This window comes from Halobacterium hubeiense (assembly GCF_001488575.1).
GTDB lineage: Archaea > Halobacteriota > Halobacteria > Halobacteriales > Halobacteriaceae > Halobacterium > Halobacterium hubeiense.
On the sequence record NZ_LN831302.1, the window covers coordinates 1836950 to 1855769 of the forward strand.

23 protein-coding genes are annotated in these 18820 nt (G+C 69.2%); 9 read left to right on the forward strand and 14 right to left on the reverse strand.

The features are described from left to right. Nucleotide 1 precedes the first annotated feature (1 nt). Complete coding sequence (locus HHUB_RS09645) at nucleotides 2–238, reverse strand: hypothetical protein (RefSeq protein WP_059057408.1); 237 nt, start codon at nucleotides 236–238, stop codon at nucleotides 2–4. 43 nt (nucleotides 239–281) lie between these two features. After that, entirely contained in the window at nucleotides 282–986 is a 705-nt protein-coding gene (locus tag HHUB_RS09650; protein ID WP_059057409.1) for a 5-formyltetrahydrofolate cyclo-ligase, read from the reverse strand. 118 nt (nucleotides 987–1104) lie between these two features. Here HHUB_RS09650 and HHUB_RS09655 point away from each other — a divergent pair, with 118 nt between their 5' ends. Continuing rightward, complete coding sequence (locus HHUB_RS09655) at nucleotides 1105–2091, forward strand: zinc-binding dehydrogenase (protein ID WP_059058264.1); 987 nt, start codon at nucleotides 1105–1107, stop codon at nucleotides 2089–2091. A 176-nt stretch (nucleotides 2092–2267) separates the two neighbouring features. Continuing rightward, nucleotides 2268–3008 carry a hypothetical protein gene (locus tag HHUB_RS09660; RefSeq protein WP_059057410.1) on the forward strand — a complete coding sequence of 247 codons (741 nt, stop codon included), beginning with the start codon at nucleotides 2268–2270 and terminating at the stop codon, nucleotides 3006–3008. A gap of 56 nt (nucleotides 3009–3064) precedes the next feature. On the opposite strand, the gene HHUB_RS09665 is transcribed toward HHUB_RS09660, so the two are convergent. Continuing rightward, entirely contained in the window at nucleotides 3065–3700 is a 636-nt protein-coding gene (locus HHUB_RS09665) for a MogA/MoaB family molybdenum cofactor biosynthesis protein (protein WP_059057411.1), read from the reverse strand. A 73-nt stretch (nucleotides 3701–3773) separates the two neighbouring features. Between HHUB_RS09665 and HHUB_RS09670 the strand changes: the two genes are divergently transcribed. Both HHUB_RS09670 and HHUB_RS09675 read left to right on the forward strand, forming a co-directional pair. Then, nucleotides 3774–4820, forward strand: coding sequence for a zinc-binding dehydrogenase (locus HHUB_RS09670; RefSeq protein WP_059057412.1), 1047 nt, complete (start codon nucleotides 3774–3776; stop codon nucleotides 4818–4820). Beyond that, nucleotides 4814–5050, forward strand: a complete 237-nt coding sequence (locus tag HHUB_RS09675; RefSeq protein ID WP_059057413.1) for a hypothetical protein — start codon at nucleotides 4814–4816, stop codon at nucleotides 5048–5050. The genes HHUB_RS09670 and HHUB_RS09675 overlap by 7 nt, the downstream gene beginning before the upstream one ends. A gap of 2 nt (nucleotides 5051–5052) precedes the next feature. Here HHUB_RS09675 and HHUB_RS09680 read toward each other — a convergent pair whose 3' ends face one another. Further along, nucleotides 5053–5469, reverse strand: coding sequence for a desampylase (locus HHUB_RS09680; RefSeq protein ID WP_059057414.1), 417 nt, complete (start codon nucleotides 5467–5469; stop codon nucleotides 5053–5055). A gap of 47 nt (nucleotides 5470–5516) precedes the next feature. After that, nucleotides 5517–6140 (reverse strand): isopentenyl-diphosphate Delta-isomerase, encoded by a 624-nt coding sequence (locus HHUB_RS09685; RefSeq protein ID WP_059057415.1) that lies wholly within the window; start codon nucleotides 6138–6140, stop codon nucleotides 5517–5519. Nucleotides 6141–6275: 135 nt separating this feature from the next. On the opposite strand from HHUB_RS09685, the gene HHUB_RS09690 reads away from it, so the two are divergent. Next, nucleotides 6276–7265 carry a HEAT repeat domain-containing protein gene (locus HHUB_RS09690; RefSeq protein WP_082687224.1) on the forward strand — a complete coding sequence of 330 codons (990 nt, stop codon included), beginning with the start codon at nucleotides 6276–6278 and terminating at the stop codon, nucleotides 7263–7265. 29 nt (nucleotides 7266–7294) lie between these two features. Here the strand turns inward: HHUB_RS09690 and HHUB_RS09695 are convergent, their stop codons facing one another. After that, complete coding sequence (locus HHUB_RS09695) at nucleotides 7295–7708, reverse strand: Lrp/AsnC family transcriptional regulator (RefSeq protein WP_059057417.1); 414 nt, start codon at nucleotides 7706–7708, stop codon at nucleotides 7295–7297. Between the two features lie 97 nt (nucleotides 7709–7805). On the opposite strand from HHUB_RS09695, the gene carA reads away from it, so the two are divergent. After that, entirely contained in the window at nucleotides 7806–8864 is a 1059-nt protein-coding gene (gene carA / locus HHUB_RS09700) for a glutamine-hydrolyzing carbamoyl-phosphate synthase small subunit (protein ID WP_059057418.1), read from the forward strand. On the opposite strand, the gene HHUB_RS09705 is transcribed toward carA, so the two are convergent. From HHUB_RS09705 to HHUB_RS09715, 3 genes are read right to left on the reverse strand one after another with little or no spacing between them, the layout of a single operon-like run. After that, entirely contained in the window at nucleotides 8861–9394 is a 534-nt protein-coding gene (locus tag HHUB_RS09705; protein WP_059057419.1) for a DUF7504 family protein, read from the reverse strand. The genes carA and HHUB_RS09705 overlap by 4 nt on opposite strands. Further along, nucleotides 9384–9752 carry a hypothetical protein gene (locus HHUB_RS09710; RefSeq protein ID WP_059057420.1) on the reverse strand — a complete coding sequence of 123 codons (369 nt, stop codon included), beginning with the start codon at nucleotides 9750–9752 and terminating at the stop codon, nucleotides 9384–9386. The genes HHUB_RS09705 and HHUB_RS09710 overlap by 11 nt, the downstream gene beginning before the upstream one ends. Next, entirely contained in the window at nucleotides 9749–10066 is a 318-nt protein-coding gene (locus HHUB_RS09715) for a hypothetical protein (protein WP_059057421.1), read from the reverse strand. Before HHUB_RS09715 ends, HHUB_RS09710 begins: the two co-directional genes overlap by 4 nt. Nucleotides 10067–10174: 108 nt before the next feature. Between HHUB_RS09715 and HHUB_RS09720 the strand changes: the two genes are divergently transcribed. Next, nucleotides 10175–10441 (forward strand): hypothetical protein, encoded by a 267-nt coding sequence (locus HHUB_RS09720; RefSeq protein WP_059057422.1) that lies wholly within the window; start codon nucleotides 10175–10177, stop codon nucleotides 10439–10441. A 1-nt stretch (nucleotide 10442) separates the two neighbouring features. On the opposite strand, the gene carB is transcribed toward HHUB_RS09720, so the two are convergent. Continuing rightward, on the reverse strand, nucleotides 10443–13676 hold the full coding sequence (gene carB / locus HHUB_RS09725) for a carbamoyl-phosphate synthase large subunit (RefSeq protein WP_059057423.1): 3234 nt from the start codon (nucleotides 13674–13676) through the stop codon (nucleotides 10443–10445). Nucleotides 13677–13936: 260 nt separating this feature from the next. Beyond that, entirely contained in the window at nucleotides 13937–14482 is a 546-nt protein-coding gene (locus HHUB_RS09730; RefSeq protein WP_059057424.1) for a DUF5815 family protein, read from the reverse strand. Between the two features lie 283 nt (nucleotides 14483–14765). Here HHUB_RS09730 and HHUB_RS09735 point away from each other — a divergent pair, with 283 nt between their 5' ends. Together HHUB_RS09735 and HHUB_RS09740 are read left to right on the forward strand one after the other, a co-directional pair. After that, entirely contained in the window at nucleotides 14766–15665 is a 900-nt protein-coding gene (locus HHUB_RS09735; RefSeq protein WP_059057425.1) for an ABC transporter ATP-binding protein, read from the forward strand. Then, entirely contained in the window at nucleotides 15658–16446 is a 789-nt protein-coding gene (locus tag HHUB_RS09740; protein WP_059057426.1) for an ABC transporter permease subunit, read from the forward strand. The genes HHUB_RS09735 and HHUB_RS09740 overlap by 8 nt, the downstream gene beginning before the upstream one ends. A 180-nt stretch (nucleotides 16447–16626) precedes the next feature. Here HHUB_RS09740 and HHUB_RS09745 read toward each other — a convergent pair whose 3' ends face one another. From HHUB_RS09745 to HHUB_RS09755, 3 genes are all read right to left on the reverse strand, one after another. Further along, the gene (locus HHUB_RS09745) at nucleotides 16627–17046 is read right to left on the reverse strand and encodes a DUF7124 domain-containing protein (RefSeq protein ID WP_059057427.1); all 420 of its coding nucleotides are present in this window, start codon (nucleotides 17044–17046) and stop codon (nucleotides 16627–16629) included. Between the two features lie 50 nt (nucleotides 17047–17096). Continuing rightward, nucleotides 17097–17309: a hypothetical protein gene (locus HHUB_RS09750; protein ID WP_059057428.1), complete on the reverse strand. Its 213-nt coding sequence runs from the start codon at nucleotides 17307–17309 to the stop codon at nucleotides 17097–17099. A gap of 141 nt (nucleotides 17310–17450) precedes the next feature. After that, nucleotides 17451–18704: an NAD(P)/FAD-dependent oxidoreductase gene (locus HHUB_RS09755; protein WP_059057429.1), complete on the reverse strand. Its 1254-nt coding sequence runs from the start codon at nucleotides 18702–18704 to the stop codon at nucleotides 17451–17453. Nucleotides 18705–18820 lie beyond the last annotated feature (116 nt).

An 18820-nucleotide genomic window follows, 5' to 3' on the forward strand; every position in this document is an offset into this window, starting at 1 on the left:
GTCAAATCGACAGCGCGACCGGGCGGCCCGGCCGCTGGCCCTCGCCGTCGACGGCCGCGGAGTGGGGGCTGACGTGCTCCCAGCAGACGAACTTCTGGACGCTGCCGGGCTCGTAGAGGAAGTAGTCGGCGGGCTTCGAACAGAGCGCGCACTCCGGGTCGCCGTCCGCGGCGTCGATGGCCGCCGACAGCGCCGCCTCCGCGCTCGCGTCCGTGTCGTCGCCGCTCGAAGCCGGCATACGCGTCGAGTACGCCGCTCTCGTGTTTAAAATCTCGGGCAGTTCAGGGGGCGAGCCGGGCGAGGACGGGTATCTCCTCGCGGCGCTCCTCGGTGACTGCGTCCCACTCGATGCCCTCGGGTTTCTCGTCGGGCGCGTCGGTGTCGAGGACGCGCTCGGGCGTGACCACGTAGTCCATCGGCACGTCGTGGTCGCCGGTCGGAATCGCCTCGTCGACGACCTGTCGCTCGTGGACGGTCGTCACCGTGGTCGTGTCGTCGTCCACGCGGTCGAACTCCCGCAGCAGCGCGAATTCGAGGTCGCTGTATCCCTCGCCCTTGCCGACGCGCTCGCCGCGCTCCGTGACCGCGACGCTCCCCGAGACGATGAGGTCCACGGGTTCGACGTCCGCCGGCCCGACCGGCTCGCCGTGCTCGCTGATGCCGCTGACCGTCGTGGCGTCGTCGATGTCCGAGACTTCTGCGGGGTCCAGCCGAAGGAAGCACTCCTCGTCGCGGAGGCGCGGTACGGCGACGTACACCGTCTTCCCCGCGCGCAGCGCCGCGCGGCGCACCGGCAACTGCGGCGCGTCGGGGTTCGCCTTCACCACGTCCGCGCTCGCCCACGCGTCCGTGTCGGCGAGCCGGTCTGCGGCGTCGCCGGCGTCCGCGAAGTTCGGGATGCGGCCGTGGGGCGGAAACGGGAAGCGGGCCTCGCCGCTCTCTTCGAGGTCGTCCCAGACGCGCTCGCGGAGGTCCTGCTTGTCCATGCGTGGACGTGGGTGCCGGCGCGACGTGAACCCACGGCTTCACGAGGCGGAACTGCGCGCCGGCGCCGCCGTCCCTTTCCCCGAGCCGCCCGTGGTTGCGGACGTGACTGACTCGCAGATGACCGCGTACGTGATCGAGGAGTACGGCGACCCGGACGCCTTCACCGAGACGACCGTCGAGACGCCCGAGCCCGGCCCCGAGGAGGTCCGCGTGGAGGTCGCCGCGACCAGCCTCAACCCCGTCGACTACAAGATTCGCCGCGGCGACATCCCGGACTTCGCGCCGCCGTTCCCCGCGACCCTGCACTGCGACGTGGCGGGCGTCGTGGACGCCGTCGGCGACGACGTCGAGGCCTTCGACGTGGGCGACGAGGTGTACGGGATGCCGGGCGGCGCGGGCCGGCAGGGCGCGCTCGCGGACTACGTCGTCGGGCACGCCGGCACGTTCGCGCCCGCTCCCGACGCCATCTCGCTGGAGGACGCCGCCGCGCTCCCCGTCGTCTCCACCACCGCCTTGGAGATGCTCACCGACAAGGCCGACGTCGGCGAGGGCGACGAGGTAATCGTCTACGGCGCCAGCGGCGGCGTCGGCCACATCGGCGTCCAGCTCGCGGCGGACCTCGACGCGGAGGTCACCGCGACCGGCTCGACCGCCGAGAAGCGCGACCTCGCCACCGAACTCGGCGCGGACGCGACCGTGGACTACACGACCACCGACGTCGCCGACTACACCGCCGAGTACGCTTCCGGCGGCGGCTTCGACGTGGTGTTCGACCCGGTCGGCGACGACCACATCCAGACGGCCTTCGACGCCGTACGGCCGTTCGGGACGGTCGTCACCACCGAGTCCAGTTCCACGCAGGACCTCTCGGCGATGCACGCCAACTCCCTCGAACTCGGCGTCGTCTTGGTCATCCTCCCCGTGTTGCTGGGCGACCGACAGGAGCGCATCGGCGAGGAACTCCGCGAGATAGCGTCGCTCGTCGACGACGGCGCCGTCGAACCGGTTGTCTCGGAGTACTTCACGTTCGACGAGGTCGCCGACGCCCACCGCCGCGGCGAGGCCGGCGACTTCCACGGCAAGCTCGTGCTCACTCGCGAGTAGGCTGCGCGGACTGCGCGCCGCCCCCGCGGCCCCGCGTGACCCCGGTGTGGCCCGGGCAGTCGGGGGCGACTGCGATTAAATTCGGATTAATTGGGCTTTAGGCGCGCTTTCGGAGCGGAAATCCGGCTTCACGGCTGTCCCCGTTGAAGTGGGTCGGAGTCCGAGGGCCAGTCGCAATGAACGCATCAAAGCTGCTCACGCTGGTCGTCGCGGCGACCGTCCTCGTCGGCGGCGTCGCGGCGGTCGGCGCCGCGACCCCCGGCAACGCACCGACAGACGCACCCGGCGAAGCGAACGGGAACTCCCCGGACGACGCCGGCGACGACGAATCGGGCGGCGAGGAATCGGACGCTGACGACGGCGACGCCAGCGATTCCGACGCCGACGAGGCCGAGGCCGACGACGCCGACGAAGCGGGCGACTCGGACGAAGCGGCTGACGACGAATCCGACGAGGAGAACGAGTCCGACGACGACCGCGACGCCGGTCCCGCCGCGAACGCCCCCGCACACGCCGGCCCGAACGGCACGAACGCCTCGGTGAACGCGACGAACGCCACGAGCGCCGACGCGAACGCGTCCGCGCCCGCGCCCGAAGCCGGCGAGCGCGGCCCGCCGACGGACCTCCCCGAACAGGTCCCCGACCAGGTCACGACCATCCACGAGCAGATTCAGTCGTTCCTCGGCGGTGAGGTTGAGGACCTCGGGAGCTCGCTGAGCGGCCTGCTGGCCGACGACGCCGACGAGTCGGACGACGAGGAGACCGAGACCAACGAGACCGAAACCAACGAGACGGTGACCGACGAGACCGTCGACGTCGAGACCACCGACAACGAGACGACGGACGACGACACTGCCGACAACGAGACCGTCGTCAACGAGACGACCACGTCCGCGAGCGTCGCGTCGCTCGCGTAACGTTTCTGACGCCGCCGTGCCGTTCTTTTCCGACCGATTCGCCGCGGAGCCGCCGACTACGCGTCCCCGCGGCTCGCGAGCCCGACGAGGTGCCCGATTTCGGGCACGACGACGTCCGCGCTGCCGAGTGCAGCGGCGTGCTCGCTGCCCGGCAGGCAGAACACGGGCACGCCGTCGGCGACGCCCGCGGTGGCGCGCGTGGCGACGACCTTCTCGCCGATTTCCTCGTAGGAGCGCCGGCGGAACAGCTCGCCGAACCCCGGCAGTTCCTTCTCGAACAGCGGCTCGGCGGCCTCCACGGTGACGTCGTCCGGGGTGACGCCTGTGCCGCCGGTGGTGACGACGACGTCGACGTCGCCGCGGCCGGCGAGGTTGTCGATGCCGCCCTGCACGCGGTCGTAGCTGTCCCGGACGAGTTCGCGCGTGACGACCTCGTGGCCGTCAGCCTCGAAGGCCGCGGCGATGGCGTCGCCGGCGGGGTCGTCGTCCAGCGAGCGCGAGGAGGACACGGTGAGAATCGCGACGCCGACGCGCTCGACGTCGTGGTGGTGGTGGTCGTGGTCCGCCTCGTCGTCGTGTTCGTGGGGCTCGCTCTCCTCGGTCAGCGGGTCGTCGTCCGGTTCGTCGCTGGCGTCGTCTGCCGGCGTCTCGTCGTCGTCCACGCGCGTGTCCCGGGATTGGAAGTCGACCATGGCCACGGGTTCGCGCTCCGAGGGGAAAAGCGTGGACCCCACAGTTTTGGTCGGGGGCCGCGACGCCCCGCGCATGCAGGCAGTCGAGTTCGCGGGCCACGGCGGAACCGAGGTCGTCGAGTACGGCGAAGTCCCCGACCCGGAGGTCGGCCGCGGCGAGGTGCTCGTGGACGTGAAGGCGGGCGCGCTCAACCACCTCGACGTGTGGACGCGCCGCGGGATGCCGCAACTCGACCTCGACATGCCCCACGTCCCGGGAAGCGACGCCGCGGGCGTCGTCACGGAGACGGGCGCGGACGTCACGCGCTTCGAGGCCGGCGACCGCGTGGCGGTGTCTGCGGGCGTCTTCTGCGGGGACTGCGAGTTCTGCCGGGACGGCGACTACCCGCTGTGCGCGTCGTTCCACGTACTCGGTGAGCACGTCCCGGGCGTCCACAGCGAGTACGCCGCGGTCCCCGAGGACAACCTCGTCGCGGTGCCCGAGGGCGTCGCGTGGGAGACGGCGGCGGCCGCACCCCTCGTGTTCCAGACGGCGTGGCGGATGCTGCACACGCGCGCCGACGTCGAGGCCGGCGAGAAGGTCCTCGTCTTGGGGGCCAGCGGCGGCGTCGGCCACGCCGCCGTCCAGATTGCGGCCCACGCCGGCGCGGAAGTGTACGCGACCGCGAGCAGTCCGGAGAAGCTCCGGTACGCCGAGGAAATCGGCGCCGACCACGCCATCGACTACACGGAGACGGACTTCGCCGACGAGATTCGCGCACGGACGGGCAAGCGCGGCGTGGACGTGGTCGTCGACCACGTCGGCGAGGCGACGTGGAGCGACTCCCTGCGCTCGCTGGCGAAGGGCGGCCGGCTCGTGACCTGCGGCGCGACCTCCGGCGGCCGCCCCGAGACGCACGTCCAGCGGCTGTTCTGGAACCAGCTCTCGGTGCTGGGGTCTACGATGGCGACGCCCGGCGAGGCCGACGACGCGCTCTCGCTGGTCTGGGACGGCACCTTCGACGTGCGGATTCGGGACGTGCTCCCGATGAGCGAGACCGCACGCGCCCACGAGCGACTGGAGAACCGGGAGGGCTTTGGGAAGGTAGTCGTAATCCCCGACAGCGAACGCCAATGGTGACCCACGACCCCCGCGAGGACCACGACGACGCCGGCGGCATGAGCGAGCGCGCGCAGTGGTTCGTCGTCGCCGCGCTCGTCGTCTCCGGAATTGTCGCGCCGCTGTACCTCTACGTCGTCGGCCCGGGGAGTTTCGGGCTCGGGTTCCGGGACACGTACCTCGCGGTGCCGATGGTGCCCGCGATACTGCTCGGCGCAATCGGCGTCTGGACGGCGGTCCGCGGCCAGTAGCCTCAGTCCTCGCGCAGCACGACGGCCTCCCGTTCGAAGCGCTCGCCGGTCCACGTCCACGCGTCCAGCAGCGCGGGGCGCGCGGCCAGCGACGCGAGCACGTAGACGTACCCCGGCCACGACGCCTCCTCGCGGTCGGTGTCGCTCATCTGCGCCGGGCCGGCGGGGTGGGAGTGGTAGAAGCCGACGACCTCGCGGCCCGTCGCCTCGGCCTCGTCGAAGACAGAAAGCGTCGTCTCCGGGTCGAGTTCGTACGTGAGCCGGGGCGCGTCCGCCACGTTCGGGACGCGCCGAACCGCCTCCACGAGGACGCGGTCGTCCTCGCAGTAGCCGAGAAGCGCGCCGCAGGCCTCCCGCGGCGCGTCCGCTCGCGCGTGATCGAGCACCGCGTCGTAGGCCGCGCGACCGAGTTCGAGCACACCCGTACTTCGTGGTGGAGCCGGAAAAATCCGCCCGACGGCTCGCGTTACTCGCGGGTGCCGTCCGGCACCGGGTCGGCGTCGCCCTCGAAGTCCCGGCGCATCGCGATTTCGAACCACGGGCACAGCCGGAGCTGGCGGTAGTAGCGGGGGTTCTCGTAGAGGTCCTCGTAGTCCGCCCAGAGGACGCCGCCGACCTCGTCAGGGTCGGGGTCGAGGCTCGTGTCCGAGAGCGTCGCCACCAGCACCGCGCAGACCTCCCACTCGAGGCCCTCGTCGAGGTAGTGGCGCTTGTACTCGAAGCGGTCCGTGACTTCGAGGTCGTCGTACTGGTCGGGCGTGATGCCCAGCTCCTCTTCGAGGCGCTCGCGGGTGGCCTCCTTCTGGGTCTGTCCCTCGACGGGGTGGCTGGCGACGGTGCCGTCCCAGTGGGTGTCCCAGAGGCGCTTGCGGGCGGCGCGCTGGGCGAGCAGCACGCGGCCGTCCTCGTCGAACAGCAGGCACGTGAACGCGCGGTGGCGGATGCCGTCGCCCGTGTGGGCGTCCAGGCGGTTCACGAGGCCTTCCTTCTCGTCGTAGGCGTCGACGGCCACGACGTCCTGTTCGGCGTTCTCCGCGGTCTCGTCGGTGCGCGCGGACTGGACGGGCGCGTCGGCCCCTGAATCGCTCATGCCCGCAACGACGGGAACGTGGGTAAATAGCGCTTCGACTCGGGGCGGTCGGCCGCCTGACCGGAGCTTCCACTCCGTCGAGGATATACTTTTTACCCGAGGGCGTCAGAGTCGAGAGCAGAAGCGATAGCGAAGATGATACGTCGAGTTTATCGGTGGTACGTCCGTCGGCACCGCGACTACAAGTTCCGGGGGTATCTCGCATGGTACGAACAGAAGCAGCGGGAGTCGGGTGGCGGAACGGTCGTCTGGGGCCACCCACTCGCCATCTTCGGGTACTTCGCCGGGCGGGGTATGCGCCGCGACCTCAGGCGGGAATCCCCGCATTCGGGCGTGGTGGGCCGCCTCGTGGCGCGGTTCCACGGCCCGGTCGGGTTCCTCGTGATGCTCGCCGTCGGTGCGCTCGGGTACACCGCGCTGGCGCGACTCGTCGGGCAGAGCGGCACGAAACTCCCGCTCGCGCCGGTGCTGTTCGCCTCGATTCCCATCGTTCACAGCCACTACCTCGCACGGCAGGACCTCAAGGAGGTCAAGGAACTCCGAAAGACCAGCGACGCGAACGCTCTCGCGTCGATTGACCGGGCGTACGACCGGCTCTCACACCGCCAGCCGGCGGTCCGAGCGGCCGCGATTCGAGTCCTTCGGAAGTGCTTCGAGCAGTCGCCCGGGAAGGCAGTGAAGTACCTCGACGGTGACCCGCCGGAGGTCCGGGACGCACTCCTGGCAGCACTCGACGCCGAGGACGCGGCCGGCACGGAGCACGCGCTCGTTTGCTTAAAGTGGTTCTCCCGGGACTACGGACAGCTCCTCATCGAGGACGGCGGCGCAATCGCCGCGTACCTCGACAGTGGAAACTCCGCGCTGCAGGCGCACGCGGCAGTCGCGGTCGGGAACATCGGGAGGCGAGACCCCGAACGGACGGCCGAGTACGCGGGTGTGCTGACCGGCGCGGTCAAAGACCCGGACGCGGAGGTTCGTCACGCTGCGGCGGTCGCCCTCGGGTCGCTCCCGTGCGAGCGAGCGGGCAAGATGCTCAAGTATCTCACCGAGGACTCCGACCCCGACGTCCGGCGACAGGCCGAGGAAGGACTGAAACAGGTCGTGGCAGCACTCAACGACCAGTAACGGCGCTCACGCCGTTCGCAGAGATTCCGCTACCCCAGCTTCTCGTCGAGGATGAGCCGGGTCTTCGTGGAGACGACTTCCTCCTGCTCGCGTGCCTTCGAGACGAGTTCGTTGACGCCGCCGGTGTCCGTGGCGTCGACGACGAGCACGATGTCGTCCTCACCGGAGACCTGCCAGACGAAGTCCACCGGGTCCCACTCGACCATGCGGTCGCCGACCTCGTGGGTGTCGACGTCCATCGCGACGCCGATCTCGATCATCGCCTTCACGTTGCCCGTGGAGGTGGCGACGGTGAACCGCTCGATGACGCCGTCTTCGAGGAGGCTGTCGACGCGGTTGCGGACGGTACCCTCGCTGACGCCGACGTCGTCGGCGATTTCCGTGTAGGGGGTTCGGGCGTCCCGTCGCAGCGCGTCGAGGATGCGCCGGTCGATGTCGTCCATGCCCCAGTGTTGGTCCCCCGGACGAAAAGGATTGCGAAATTCGTAACTTCGCTACGAAAGCAAGATTTATACTCCGGTGGTGCGTTTGAATCTCGTAATGTCGGACGCCTACCTCGCGTTAGAGACCGGCGACGTGGTCGAAGCCAACGCCCGCTCCCCCGGGCAGGCGCGAGGCGAACTCGTGTTCACGACCGCCTACACCGGATACGAGGAGAGCCTCACAGACCCGTCCTACGAGGCGCAAGTGCTCACCTTCGCGTACCCCCTCATCGGGAACTACGGCGTCCGAGAGGAACGCTTCGAATCCGACCGCGTCCACCCCAGCGCCGTCGTCGCCCGCGAACTCACCGACGACGTCGCCGAGTGGCTCCAGTCAGAGGGCGTCCCCGCCGTCGATGGCCTCGACACCCGCGACCTCGTCCTCGACATCCGCGAGGGCGGCGCGATGAAGGTCGGCATCGCCGCCGGCCCCGACGCCACCCCCGAGGCCGCGAAGGCCCAGCTCGAGGACTGCCCGCACATGAGCGACCTCACGGACATCGGCAGTCGCGTCAGCGTCGCCGAACCCGAGGTCCACGGCGACGGCGATGTCGACGTCGCGCTCGTGGACTGCGGCGCCAAGGGCTCCATCGTCTCCTCGCTGGTCGAGCGGGGCGCCACCGTCCACGTCCTCCCCTACGACACGACGCCCGCCGAACTGGCGGCCGTCGAGCCGGACGTGCTGTTCATCTCGAACGGCCCCGGCGACCCCGCGAACTTCGAGGCCGCCGAAACCCTCGTCTCGGAGTTCGTCGGCGACCTCCCGGTCGCGGGCATCTGCCTCGGCCAGCAGGTCGTCGCCCGCGCGCTCGGCGGCACCACCGAGAAGATGGACTTCGGCCACCGCGGCGTCAACCAGCCCGTGCTTGACTACGACTCCGGGCGCGTCGTGATGACCACGCAGAACCACGGCTACACGGTCGCCGAGCCCGGCGACCTCGAAGTCACCCAGATAAACGTCAACGACGACACCCCGGAGGGGCTGGATTCGGAGGAGCTGGACGTCATCACGCGCCAGTACCACCCGGAAGCCAACCCCGGCCCCCACGACAGCCTCGACTTCTTCGACGACGTGCTCGCGCTGGCCTCAAGCCGCACGACGGTTACGGCCGACTAACGGAGCTGTACTTCTTCGTCCGCGAGCCCGCGGAGCTGCGTCGTCGCCTGCTCGCCGAGCACGCCCTCGGCGGTCACCAGCACGCCGCGGGCGTTCCGCGCGCGCACCGCGCCGACGAGCGTGTCCAGCAGCCGGAACAGTCGCTCGCCGGCGACGTACATCGAGAGCACGCCGACGCCGTCGACGACCACCCAGCCCGTCTCGGGCTCGACGTGCTCGAACGCCTTCGAGAACTGAATGCTGACGCCCGTGAGGTCGCTGGGCGCGACGCGCTCGGTCACCCACAGCGGGCCGTCGTAGTCGACTTCCGCGCCCGTGACGGGAATGACGCCGACGCGTCGCGGGTCGCCGCCGCGCCGCTCGATGCGCTTCTCCAGTTGCCCGAGGTTCCCGTCGGTGGTCACGAGCAGGAGGTTCTCGAACGCCGACTCGGGGAGCGCGTCGACGACGCGGCGGCCGCTGGAGTGCGTGCAGAGCGCGATCTCGCCGGCCGCCAGGTCGCCGAGTCGCGCGTCGAGTTCAGGACTCACGCTCGAACCCTCCGGTGAACCCGGCGGTCTCGATTTCGACGCCCTCGCGGCCGAACGTCACGAACTCGCGGGCGAACCGCCACGTCGCCGCCACGCTCACGACCCCGCTGGCCGCGTACGCGACGTACGCCGCCACCTCGACGAGCGCGCCGGCGCCGGTGACGTCCACGACGAGTTCCAGCACCGACCCCGCCATCAGACAGCCCAGCGCAGCGACCAACAGCAGGACGCCGCCGCGGTAGAGGACGTTCCGCGAGTACGCCACCACGGGGTACGCGAACCCCGCGCACAACACGACGAGGACGACGACCTCGACAGTCCAGACCAGCCACGCGGAGGCGTCGCTGAGCCACGTCATCGGCCGACCACCCGCCGCTCGGTGACCAGCGTCACGAACCGCCAACACGAGAGCGCGATGGCGACGACGGCGACGCCCCACAGCACCACTGCGGGCTGGCCGCCGTCCGCCGGCGTCGCGGGGTGCAGGGTCGCGCCCGTCGAAACCGTCATCGCGGCGAACACCACGGGCAGCGGCGCGAGCGCGCGCCCCCACTCGGTCCCGCGGAAGCCGACGGCGGCGATGCTGGCGAACGTACACGCGACGGTGGTCGCGACGAGCGTCACGATGTTGAGTGCGACGGTGAGGTGCGTCGCCCACGTCGGCAGCGCCATGCTGGCCGTCGCTTTTCGACGCGGTCACTAAGCCGTTTGGGCGACGAGTTGACACGAGCGGTCGCGCGCACCGAAGCTATAAATTCCTCTCCGGCGAACCGGGAACTAATGTCGGAGTCGGTCCTCTCCGAGAACACGTTCACGTTCCGCGAGTGGCACGCCGGCGTGCTCGGCGCGGCCGTCGGCGCGTTCGCCAGCTACCTCCACGCGATAAACTACACCGACCTCGGCGTCGGACTCGCGGTCGTGTTCGTCGCGGCCGCGCTGGGGCTCCGGCGCTACGGCAGCGTCGCCAGCCGCACCGTCCGCCGGGAGCCGTGGTACGCGCTGGCCGCGTTCGTCGCAGTCGGCGCCGTCGTCCTCGCGGCCGCCTGAGTCAGCCCCACTGCTCGTCGCGAATCGGGCGGTCGCCGACCGGCAGCACGTCGAGGTCGTCGTCGTGGTGAGCGACGCCCTCGACCATCGCTTCCGCGCTCTCCACGGTCGAGAGGTACGGCACTTCCTCCTCGACGGCGGTTTCGAGGGCGTCGCGGTCGTCGGAAACCACGAAATCGACGTCGCCGCGGCGAATCGCTTCCGAGAGGTCGTCGAAGTTCTGCACGTCGAAGTACTCCTCGAAGCCGTCCACCGGGAGGTCCACGACCGCGGTGCCGCCGATTTCGGGGTCGTTGCCGGCGGCGCGCTGGGCCTTCCAGTACGCCAGCCCGGGCTCGCCGGCGGTGCCCATCACTTCGCCCGTGGACTTCATCTCCGGGCCGAGGCGGGGGTCCGAGCCCGGCAGGCGGTCGAACGGCAATACGACCTCCTTGACGCTGTACTGCTCGGGGACGCCCTCGCTGACGTCGAGGTCCGCGAGCGAGAAGTCGGCCATCACTTTCGCCGCGAGCTTCGCGATGGGGACGCCGGTCGCCTTCGAGACGAACGGCACCGTCCGGGAGGAGCGCGGGTTCGCTTCAAGGACGTACACCTCGCCGTCCTGCACGGCGAGCTGGACGTTCAGCAGGCCCACGGTGTCCAGCGCGGTGGCGATGTCCTCGGTGACCTCGCGCACGCGGCTCATCGTCGCCTCGTCCAGCGAGCGCGGCGGAATCGTACACGCCGAGTCGCCGGAGTGGACGCCCGCGGTCTCGACGTGCTCCATCACGCCGCCGATGAGGACGTCCTCGCCGTCCGCGACGGCGTCCACGTCGAGTTCGACGGCGTCCGCGAGGAACTCGTCGACGAGGATGGGCTTGTCCGGGCTGACCCGGACGGCCTCCTCCATGTAGTGCTTGAGGTCCTCGTCGCTGTGGACGACGTCCATCGCGCGCCCGCCGAGCACGTAGCTCGGGCGGACGAGCACCGGGTAGCCGATGTCGTGGGCGAGGTCGAGCGCCTCGTCCTCGCTGGTCGCGGAGCCGCCCGCGGGCTGGCTAATGTTGAGTTCGTCCATCAGGACGTTGAAGCGGTCGCGGTCCTCCGCGAGGTCCATCGCCTCGACGCTCGTGCCGAGAATCTCGGCGTCCACGCCGTCGCGGCGCTGTAACTCGGCCTCTAGCGGGTCCGCGATGTTCACCGAGGTCTGCCCGCCGAACTGCACCATCACGCCGTCGGCGTCCGTGGCTTCGACCACGTCGGCGACCTCCTCGGCCGTAATCGGCTCGAAGAACAGGCCGTCGCTGGTGTCGTAGTCCGTGGAGACGGTCTCGGGGTTGTTGTTCACGACGTGGGCCTCGATGCCGGCCTCGCGGAGCGCGCGCACCGCGTGCACCGAACAGTAGTCGAACTCCACGCCCTGCCCGATGCGGATGGGGCCGCCGCCGACGACGACCACGGAGTCGACGTCCGTGTCCACGCGGAGTTCGCCCGCCGCGGCGTCGCCCTTGAGCGGGCCGCTGAACCACTCGGGGCGCCGCGACGAGTAGTAGTACGGCGTCTGCGCGGCGAACTCGCCGGCGCACGTGTCCACCTGCTTGTACGAGCGGCCGGGGACGGCCTCCTCGACGTCGGTGACGCTCGCGCCCGCGCCGTCCGCTTCCAGTTCGTCGTCGGTGTCGTCCACGGCCGCGGGCAGCCACGACGCGTTCGCGTCGTCGAACTCCTCGCCAGCGATGGCGCTAATCTCGTGGTTCGTGAAGCCGGTGGTGGCGGCCGCGGTGAAGTCGCCCTCGCTGGCGGCTTCCGCGGCCTCCGCGACGTTCTGGAACCGCTCCAAGTACCACTCGCGGAAGTTCGTGAAGTCGTTGACCTCGGAGACGGTGTACCCGCGGTCGAACGCCTCGAACACCGCGTACGGGCGGTCCGGCGACGGCGTCTCCAGGTAGTCGGCTTCCAGCTCGTCGTCGCTGACGTCCGCCCAGTCCACGTCGGGGTCGTACTCGCTGGAGCGCAGCGCCTTCAGCAGGCTCTCCTCGAACGTCCGCCCGATGGCCATCGCCTCCCCCGTGGACTTCATCGCCGTGCCGAGCGTGAAGTCCACGTCCGGGAACTTGTCCTTGGGCCAGCGAGGCACCTTCGTCACCACGTAGTCGATCGCGGGCTCGAAGGCAGCCGTGGTCTCGCCCGTGATCTCGTTGTCGATCTCGTGGAGGCGCTTGCCGAGCGCGACCTTCGCCGTCACGCGAGCGATGGGGTAGCCGGTCGCCTTCGACGCCAGCGCCGACGAACGCGACACGCGGGGGTTGACCTCGACGACGCGGTACTCGCCGCCGGGCGTGCCGTCGTCCCGCCACGCGAACTGGATGTTACAGCCGCCCTGGATGCCGAGGTCGCGGATGACTTCGAGCGCGACGTCGCGCATCTCCTGGTGGCCGTCGTCGGGGATGACCTGACTGGGCGTGACCACCGTGGACTCGCCGGTGTGGATGCCCATCGGGTCGATGTTCTCCATGTTGCAGATGATGATGCAGGAGTCGTCGGCGTCCCGCATCACCTCGTACTCCAGTTCCACCCAGCCCTCGATGGACTCGGTGACCAGCACCTCGTCGTTCCGCGAGAGGCGCAGGCCCTTCCGAACGCGAGCGACGAGTTCGTCCATGTCGTTGACGACGCCGGAGCCGCTCCCGCCGAGCGTGTACGTCGTGCGCGCGATGACCGGCAGCCCGCCGACCTCCTCGGCGGCGGCCTCGACGCGCTCGCGCAGCGCGTCCTCGTCGAACTCCTCGACGGACTCGCCCTCGTCGAGCGTGATGGTCGTGGAGGCGGGGACCGGCTCGCCGAGGTCCTCCATGCGCTGGCGGAACAGGTCGCGGTCCTCGGTCGCGTAGATGGTGTCCAGCGGCGTCCCCATGATGTCGACGTCGTACTCGTCGAGAACGCCCTCCTCGGCGAGCTCGGCGGTGACGTTCAGCCCGGTCTGCCCGCCCAGCCCCGCGATGACGCCGTCGGGGTTCTCCTTCACGATGACCTCCGCGATGGCGTCGGTCGTGATGGGCTCGATGTACACCGCGTCGGCCATCTCGGGGTCGGTCATGATGGTCGCCGGGTTCGAGTTGACGAGCACGACTCGCACGCCCTCCTCCTGCAGCGCCCGGCACGCCTGCGCGCCGGAGTAGTCGAACTCAGCCGCTTGTCCGATCTGGATGGGGCCGCTCCCGATGAGCAGTACCGTGCGGTCGTCGTGCTCGCTCATTGCTACTCGTTCGGAGTTCGCCCATCGTAATAAGCCCCGCGGAATGGACAGAAGTTCGAAGTCGAATTACGAAAATCGCAACGTGCGCGACCGACAAGTAACCCACGACGGTGTTACTCAGTCGAGACGGTAGAATCTACGGCAACGACCCCGCTACGCCGGCGTGTCGTACTCGTCGTCGAAGCACCGATGGACGCCGTCCATCGGGGTCCCGCTCGTTCCACTCGCGGGACTCCCGCTGGGACTTCGACGATACCCCGCTACGCCGGCGTGTCGTATTCGTCCTCGAAGTCCCGTTGCGCGCGATACGCCTCGACGAACTCCCCGACGTCGAACTCCTGCATCTGCTGTTCGAACTCGCTCTCTGTGTCGCCGTCGTCGGCGTGGCTCACCGCGTGGTCCATCAGCTCCACGACCAGCTCCACGACGACCTCGTGGAGTTCCCGGGCGTCGAGGTCCGTCACCCACAGCAGCGCGTAGCCGACGCTCCCGTTCTCGCTCTCGTCCACGGCGACGATGTCCTCCGGGAGTTGCTCCATCACCGCGCCCATCAGGTGCGGCGTCCCGAACTCCTCGAACTCGTCGTCGGGCGCGGGCGTCACCGCCTCCTTCAGCACCGCGACGATGTCCTCCGGCACGAACCGCGACGGCGGATGCATGTCCATAACCACGGCGTGGGTCTCCCCGCACGAACACTCGTACTCCCGCATCCCCAAGTCGAAGTCCTTCACGTGAGCCTCCTCCCCGCACGGGAGGTCCACCCACGCGTCGTCGTCCTCGGCGCCCGGTACGCGCGGCTCGGTCATTACCACGCGGTTGGCCCGCCGAGCGGTTAAGCCCCGCGAACGACACCGCCTGCAGTTCGGGTCGATATTAGTGCTGCGGCGGAGCCCGTCGTACACGTCCAGAAAGCCCGGGTCGCTCGGTACTCCGGGACTCGCTGCGCGCGCTCGCTTCGCTCGCGTGCTTGCTTCGTCCGGGAGCAGCCGAGCGACCCGCCCCTTTCAGTCCACCCGTTACCGGCCGGTCGGGTCGCTGTTGGCTGTTCTCGGGCCGAATCTTCTTGGCGAGCGTGTGCGTCTGTCCGCTATGGCCGCCATCGAACTCCGCGACCTCACCAAGCGCTACGGGGACCTCGTCGCCGTCGACGACGTCTCCTTCGAGGTCGAAGCCGGCGAAGTGTTCGGGTTCCTCGGGCCGAACGGCGCCGGCAAGACGACGACCCTCCGCACGCTCCTCGGGATGCAGGCGCCCAGTTCGGGCACCGTCTCGATTCTCGGGCACGACACGACCGTCGAGAGCCAGCGCCTCGACGCGCTCGCGGACACGGGCTTCCTCCCGAGCAACCCCCAGTTCGACGAGCAAGCGACCGGGCGTGAGGTGCTTGACCTCCACGAGTCGCTGAAGGGCGGGAGCCGCCGCGCCGACCTCCTCAGCCGATTCGAACCGCCGCTGGACCGTCCCGTGCGCGAGTACTCCACGGGGAACGTCCAGAAACTCGGCATCGTACAGGCGTTCATGCACGACCCCGACGTCGTCGTGCTCGACGAGCCGACGTCCGGGCTGGACCCGCTACTGCAGGACCGCTTCAACGAGTTCGTGCGCGACGAGCGCGAACGTGGCGTCACGGTCCTGTTCTCCAGTCACGTCCTCAGCGAGGTGCGGCGCATCTGCGACCGCGTCGCCGTCCTCCGGGACGGAGAGCTCGTCGCCGTCGAGGACGTCGAGACCTTGCTGGACCGCAGCGGCAAAGTCGTCCGCGCTCGCGTCGCTGGCGACGTCCCCGAGGACGCCTTCGACATCTCGGGCGTCTCGGACCTCGCGCGCCGCCCCATCGACGGCGCGACGCGCATCTCGTTCACGTTCACGGGCGACGTGGACGCGCTCGTTGACGAACTCGACCGCTACCCGCTGCAGGAACTCGACGTCGAGGAAGCGCCACTCGAGGACGTCTTCCTCGACTTCTACGGAGGTGGCGACGATGCTTGAAATCGCCGCGTACGGCGCCCGCAAGCGCGTGAAGGGCGCGCTCGCGCTCTCGGTCGGCCTGTCGGCGTTCAGCGCGATGTACGCCGGCTTCTTCCCGTCGCTCACGGGGAACCTCGACCTCGAGGAGTACATCGAGGCGCTCCCGCCGGTGTTCGTGGAGGCGTTCGGCCTGCGCGCGTTCAGCACCATCGAGGGGTTCCTCGCGACCGAACTCTACCAGTTCGCGTGGGTCATCCTCCTCGGCCTCTACCTCGCGTACAGCGCCGCCTCCCTGATTTCGGGTGACGTCGAGAGCGGGCGCATGGACGTGCTCCTCTCGCTGCCCATCTCTCGTGCACGTCTTGTCGCCGAGCGATTCCTCTCCCTCGTGCCCGGCGTCCTCCTCGTCAACGTCATGGTCGCCGCGGTGACGTGGGTGGCGACGCGCGTCATCGGCTACCCAATCGGCACCGTGGACCTCGTCGTCGTCCACCTCCTCTCGCTCCCGTACCTGTTCGCGTGCGCCGCAATCGGGCTGGCGTTCAGCGTCTTCGTGGATCGCGAGAGCGTCGCCCAGCGCGCGGCGATGGCGACGGTGTTCGGGCTGTTCCTGCTGGAATCGCTGCTCATGAGCACGGACTACGCGTGGGCCGGCGCAGTCGCGCCGATGCGGTACTTCGACCCGACTGCGATTCTCGTCGACGGCACCTACGACGTCGCCGGTGCCGCCATCCTCGTGGCCGCGACACTACTGCTCGTCGCCGGCAGTCAACTGTACTTCCGGCAGAAGGACGTGAACTAGGCGGCGAGGGGAATCTAATCAACTGACGCAAGCATCCGCGAGCGCCGCAGGCGCGAGCGGTTCACCGCGCCGGAGGCGCGGGCGCCGAGGACCCCCGGAGGGGGTCCGACGGCGCTTTTTCCCCAAGTTTTTGCCGAGCGGGGTGCGCCGAAGGCGCACCACCGCAGCGCAAAAAGTGGGTTAGGGCCAGTCGTCCCGGACTTCGGGTTCGTCTTCGGGTTCGTCGTCGGCCTCGCTGGCGAGTTCCCAGTCGGCTTTCTCGGCGGCGTCTTCGAGGGGGAGGTACTCCCAGCCGACTTCGTCGGCGAGCGCGCGGTCGTCGTCGTCGACGCCGATGAAGACGTGGCGTTCGGTGTCGAACTGGCCCTTGACGGATTCGAGGCTCTCCTTGCGGCCCTTGGGGCCGGAGAAGAAGTCCTGGCGGATGCGGCGCTTGCGCGTGAAGTTGGTGACGACGTACGTGGGTTCGTCGGAGACGACGCCGACGTACTCGGTCCACTGGCGCGCGCCCGCGAACGCGGTCCCGGGTTTCGCGAGTTCCTGAAGCGCGGACAGCTCGAACGCGAGGGTCATGTCCGTGCTCCCGCCGGATTGGCTCATGGCGGAACGTCGGACGCGAACGGGAAAAACGGCTTCGGTCGCGGGCCGCGCTACTGGGCGAGGTCGAGGCGGTAGTAGCCGGTGAAGCGGACGACTTCGCCGTCCGCGAGGTCGTCGGCGACCTCCTCGGGGATTGTGACGCCGTCGCCGTCGACGGCGTCCGGGAGGGCTGCCTGTGCTCGGTCGTGGAGTTCGTCGTAGTCGCGGACCGCCTCTTCGACGGTCGTGGGCGCGGTCTCGGTTGCTTCGAGGATGGGGTTCATGTGCTCACCGGCAGTACCGTGTGCCGTGTCAACGTATGTCACGAAAGAACATAAGCATATCGGAAGGTGGCTGTCGAATTGGTGGACACGAAGCGAGTACTTGGCGACGCGAGAAGCGAGGCTGAAACCCGAGCGACGGCGCTACTGCTCCTGAGCGAGCGCGAGTTCGTCGATTTCGAAGTTCTCCTGGAGGAGAACGTCCTGCTGGTCGGCGACGACGGCCTCGTCCTTGATGAGCTGCTTGTACTTCGACTGCGGCGCGAGGTTCCCGATGAGCACGCCGCCGATGAGCTTGCCGTCCTTGAACGTCAGGCGGCGCCACTCCGTGTCGCTGTACTTGCGCTCGCAGGACTCGTCGCCCATCGTCGGGAAGCCAAACGAGAGGAACGGGAAGTCGAAGTGCGTAATCGAGTACGAGGACACCCAGCGGAACGGCTCAATGTCGACGTCGTGGCCCTCGTCGGCGAGCATCGTCCGGCCGGCGAGCGCGCCCTGCTGTTTCGCGGAGCCCCACGAGCCGTTCTGCGCGCGCTCGTCCATGATGGTGTCCCAGTACTGGGTGATGTCGCCGGCCGCGTAGACGTCCTCGACGTCGGTGCGCATGTACTCGTCCACGTGGACGCCGTTGTCGATGGTGGCGTCGGTGTCCTGGAGGATTTCGACGTTGAAGTCGAGGCCGATGGCGACGCCGACGAACTCCGACTCGTGGCGGTCGCCGTTCCCGTCGACGGTGGCGACGACTTCGCCGTCGTCGTTCGTCTCGAAGTGGTCCGCGCCGGACTCGAAGACCGGCTCGATGCCCATCTCGCGGAGGCCGTCGTGGATAATCTCGGCGCCGTCCGAGCTGAGCGCGTACCGCCACCAGCGGTCGCCGCGCATCAGGTACTTCGCGTCGACGTCCTGCCCGCCGCAGATGGCCGCGAGGTCGATGCCGAGCAGGCCCGCGCCGACGACGACGCCGGTGTCGGCGTCCTCGGCGTGCTCGCGAATCTGCCGCGCGTCCTGGAACGTCCAGAAGTGGTGGACGCCCTCAGCGTCGGAGTTCTCGACGGGGAGCTGGTTGGGCGTGCCGCCCGCCGCGACCAGCAGCTTGTCGTAGCTAATCTCGTCGCCCTCGTGGGTCTCGACGGTGTGGGCGTCGGGGTTGACGTCCGTGACGAGCGTGTTCAGCCGGAGGTCGATGTCGCGCTCGTCGTACCAGTCGGTCTCGTGGATGCTGATGGGAGCCTCGGGGAGCTTCCCCTTCGCGAACTCCTTGATAAGAATCCGGTTGTAGAGGGCCTCGCCCTCGTCTGTGACGACGGTGACGTCGGCGTCGGGAGCCTCCTCGCGGATGGCTTCGGCGGCGGAACTGCCCGCGATACCGTCGCCGATTATCACGTAGGACTCGCTCATGGTCGGTCTGTGGCATTCCGGGTTAAAGTGGATTGCTATCTCTCCGGCGCGGCGAGAATATTGCGGGAACGCCGCGCTCGCAGGTGATTTCGCGCTGGCGGCCGGCGAGGGCGGCG

Coding starts and splice junctions, on each gene's coding strand:
- HHUB_RS09645 (WP_059057408.1), bottom strand. CDS start 238: ATGCCGGCTTCGAGCGGCGACGACACGGACGCGAGCGCGGAGGCGGCG.
- HHUB_RS09650 (WP_059057409.1), bottom strand. CDS start 986: ATGGACAAGCAGGACCTCCGCGAGCGCGTCTGGGACGACCTCGAAGAG.
- HHUB_RS09655 (WP_059058264.1), top strand. CDS start 1,105: ATGACCGCGTACGTGATCGAGGAGTACGGCGACCCGGACGCCTTCACC.
- HHUB_RS09660 (WP_059057410.1), top strand. CDS start 2,268: ATGAACGCATCAAAGCTGCTCACGCTGGTCGTCGCGGCGACCGTCCTC.
- HHUB_RS09665 (WP_059057411.1), bottom strand. CDS start 3,700: ATGGTCGACTTCCAATCCCGGGACACGCGCGTGGACGACGACGAGACG.
- HHUB_RS09670 (WP_059057412.1), top strand. CDS start 3,774: ATGCAGGCAGTCGAGTTCGCGGGCCACGGCGGAACCGAGGTCGTCGAG.
- HHUB_RS09675 (WP_059057413.1), top strand. CDS start 4,814: ATGGTGACCCACGACCCCCGCGAGGACCACGACGACGCCGGCGGCATG.
- HHUB_RS09685 (WP_059057415.1), bottom strand. CDS start 6,140: ATGAGCGATTCAGGGGCCGACGCGCCCGTCCAGTCCGCGCGCACCGAC.
- HHUB_RS09690 (WP_082687224.1), top strand. CDS start 6,276: ATGATACGTCGAGTTTATCGGTGGTACGTCCGTCGGCACCGCGACTAC.
- HHUB_RS09695 (WP_059057417.1), bottom strand. CDS start 7,708: ATGGACGACATCGACCGGCGCATCCTCGACGCGCTGCGACGGGACGCC.
- carA (WP_059057418.1), top strand. CDS start 7,806: ATGTCGGACGCCTACCTCGCGTTAGAGACCGGCGACGTGGTCGAAGCC.
- HHUB_RS09710 (WP_059057420.1), bottom strand. CDS start 9,752: ATGACGTGGCTCAGCGACGCCTCCGCGTGGCTGGTCTGGACTGTCGAG.
- HHUB_RS09715 (WP_059057421.1), bottom strand. CDS start 10,066: ATGGCGCTGCCGACGTGGGCGACGCACCTCACCGTCGCACTCAACATC.
- HHUB_RS09720 (WP_059057422.1), top strand. CDS start 10,175: ATGTCGGAGTCGGTCCTCTCCGAGAACACGTTCACGTTCCGCGAGTGG.
- carB (WP_059057423.1), bottom strand. CDS start 13,676: ATGAGCGAGCACGACGACCGCACGGTACTGCTCATCGGGAGCGGCCCC.
- HHUB_RS09730 (WP_059057424.1), bottom strand. CDS start 14,482: ATGACCGAGCCGCGCGTACCGGGCGCCGAGGACGACGACGCGTGGGTG.
- HHUB_RS09735 (WP_059057425.1), top strand. CDS start 14,766: ATGGCCGCCATCGAACTCCGCGACCTCACCAAGCGCTACGGGGACCTC.
- HHUB_RS09740 (WP_059057426.1), top strand. CDS start 15,658: ATGCTTGAAATCGCCGCGTACGGCGCCCGCAAGCGCGTGAAGGGCGCG.
- HHUB_RS09745 (WP_059057427.1), bottom strand. CDS start 17,046: ATGAGCCAATCCGGCGGGAGCACGGACATGACCCTCGCGTTCGAGCTG.
- HHUB_RS09750 (WP_059057428.1), bottom strand. CDS start 17,309: ATGAACCCCATCCTCGAAGCAACCGAGACCGCGCCCACGACCGTCGAA.
- HHUB_RS09755 (WP_059057429.1), bottom strand. CDS start 18,704: ATGAGCGAGTCCTACGTGATAATCGGCGACGGTATCGCGGGCAGTTCC.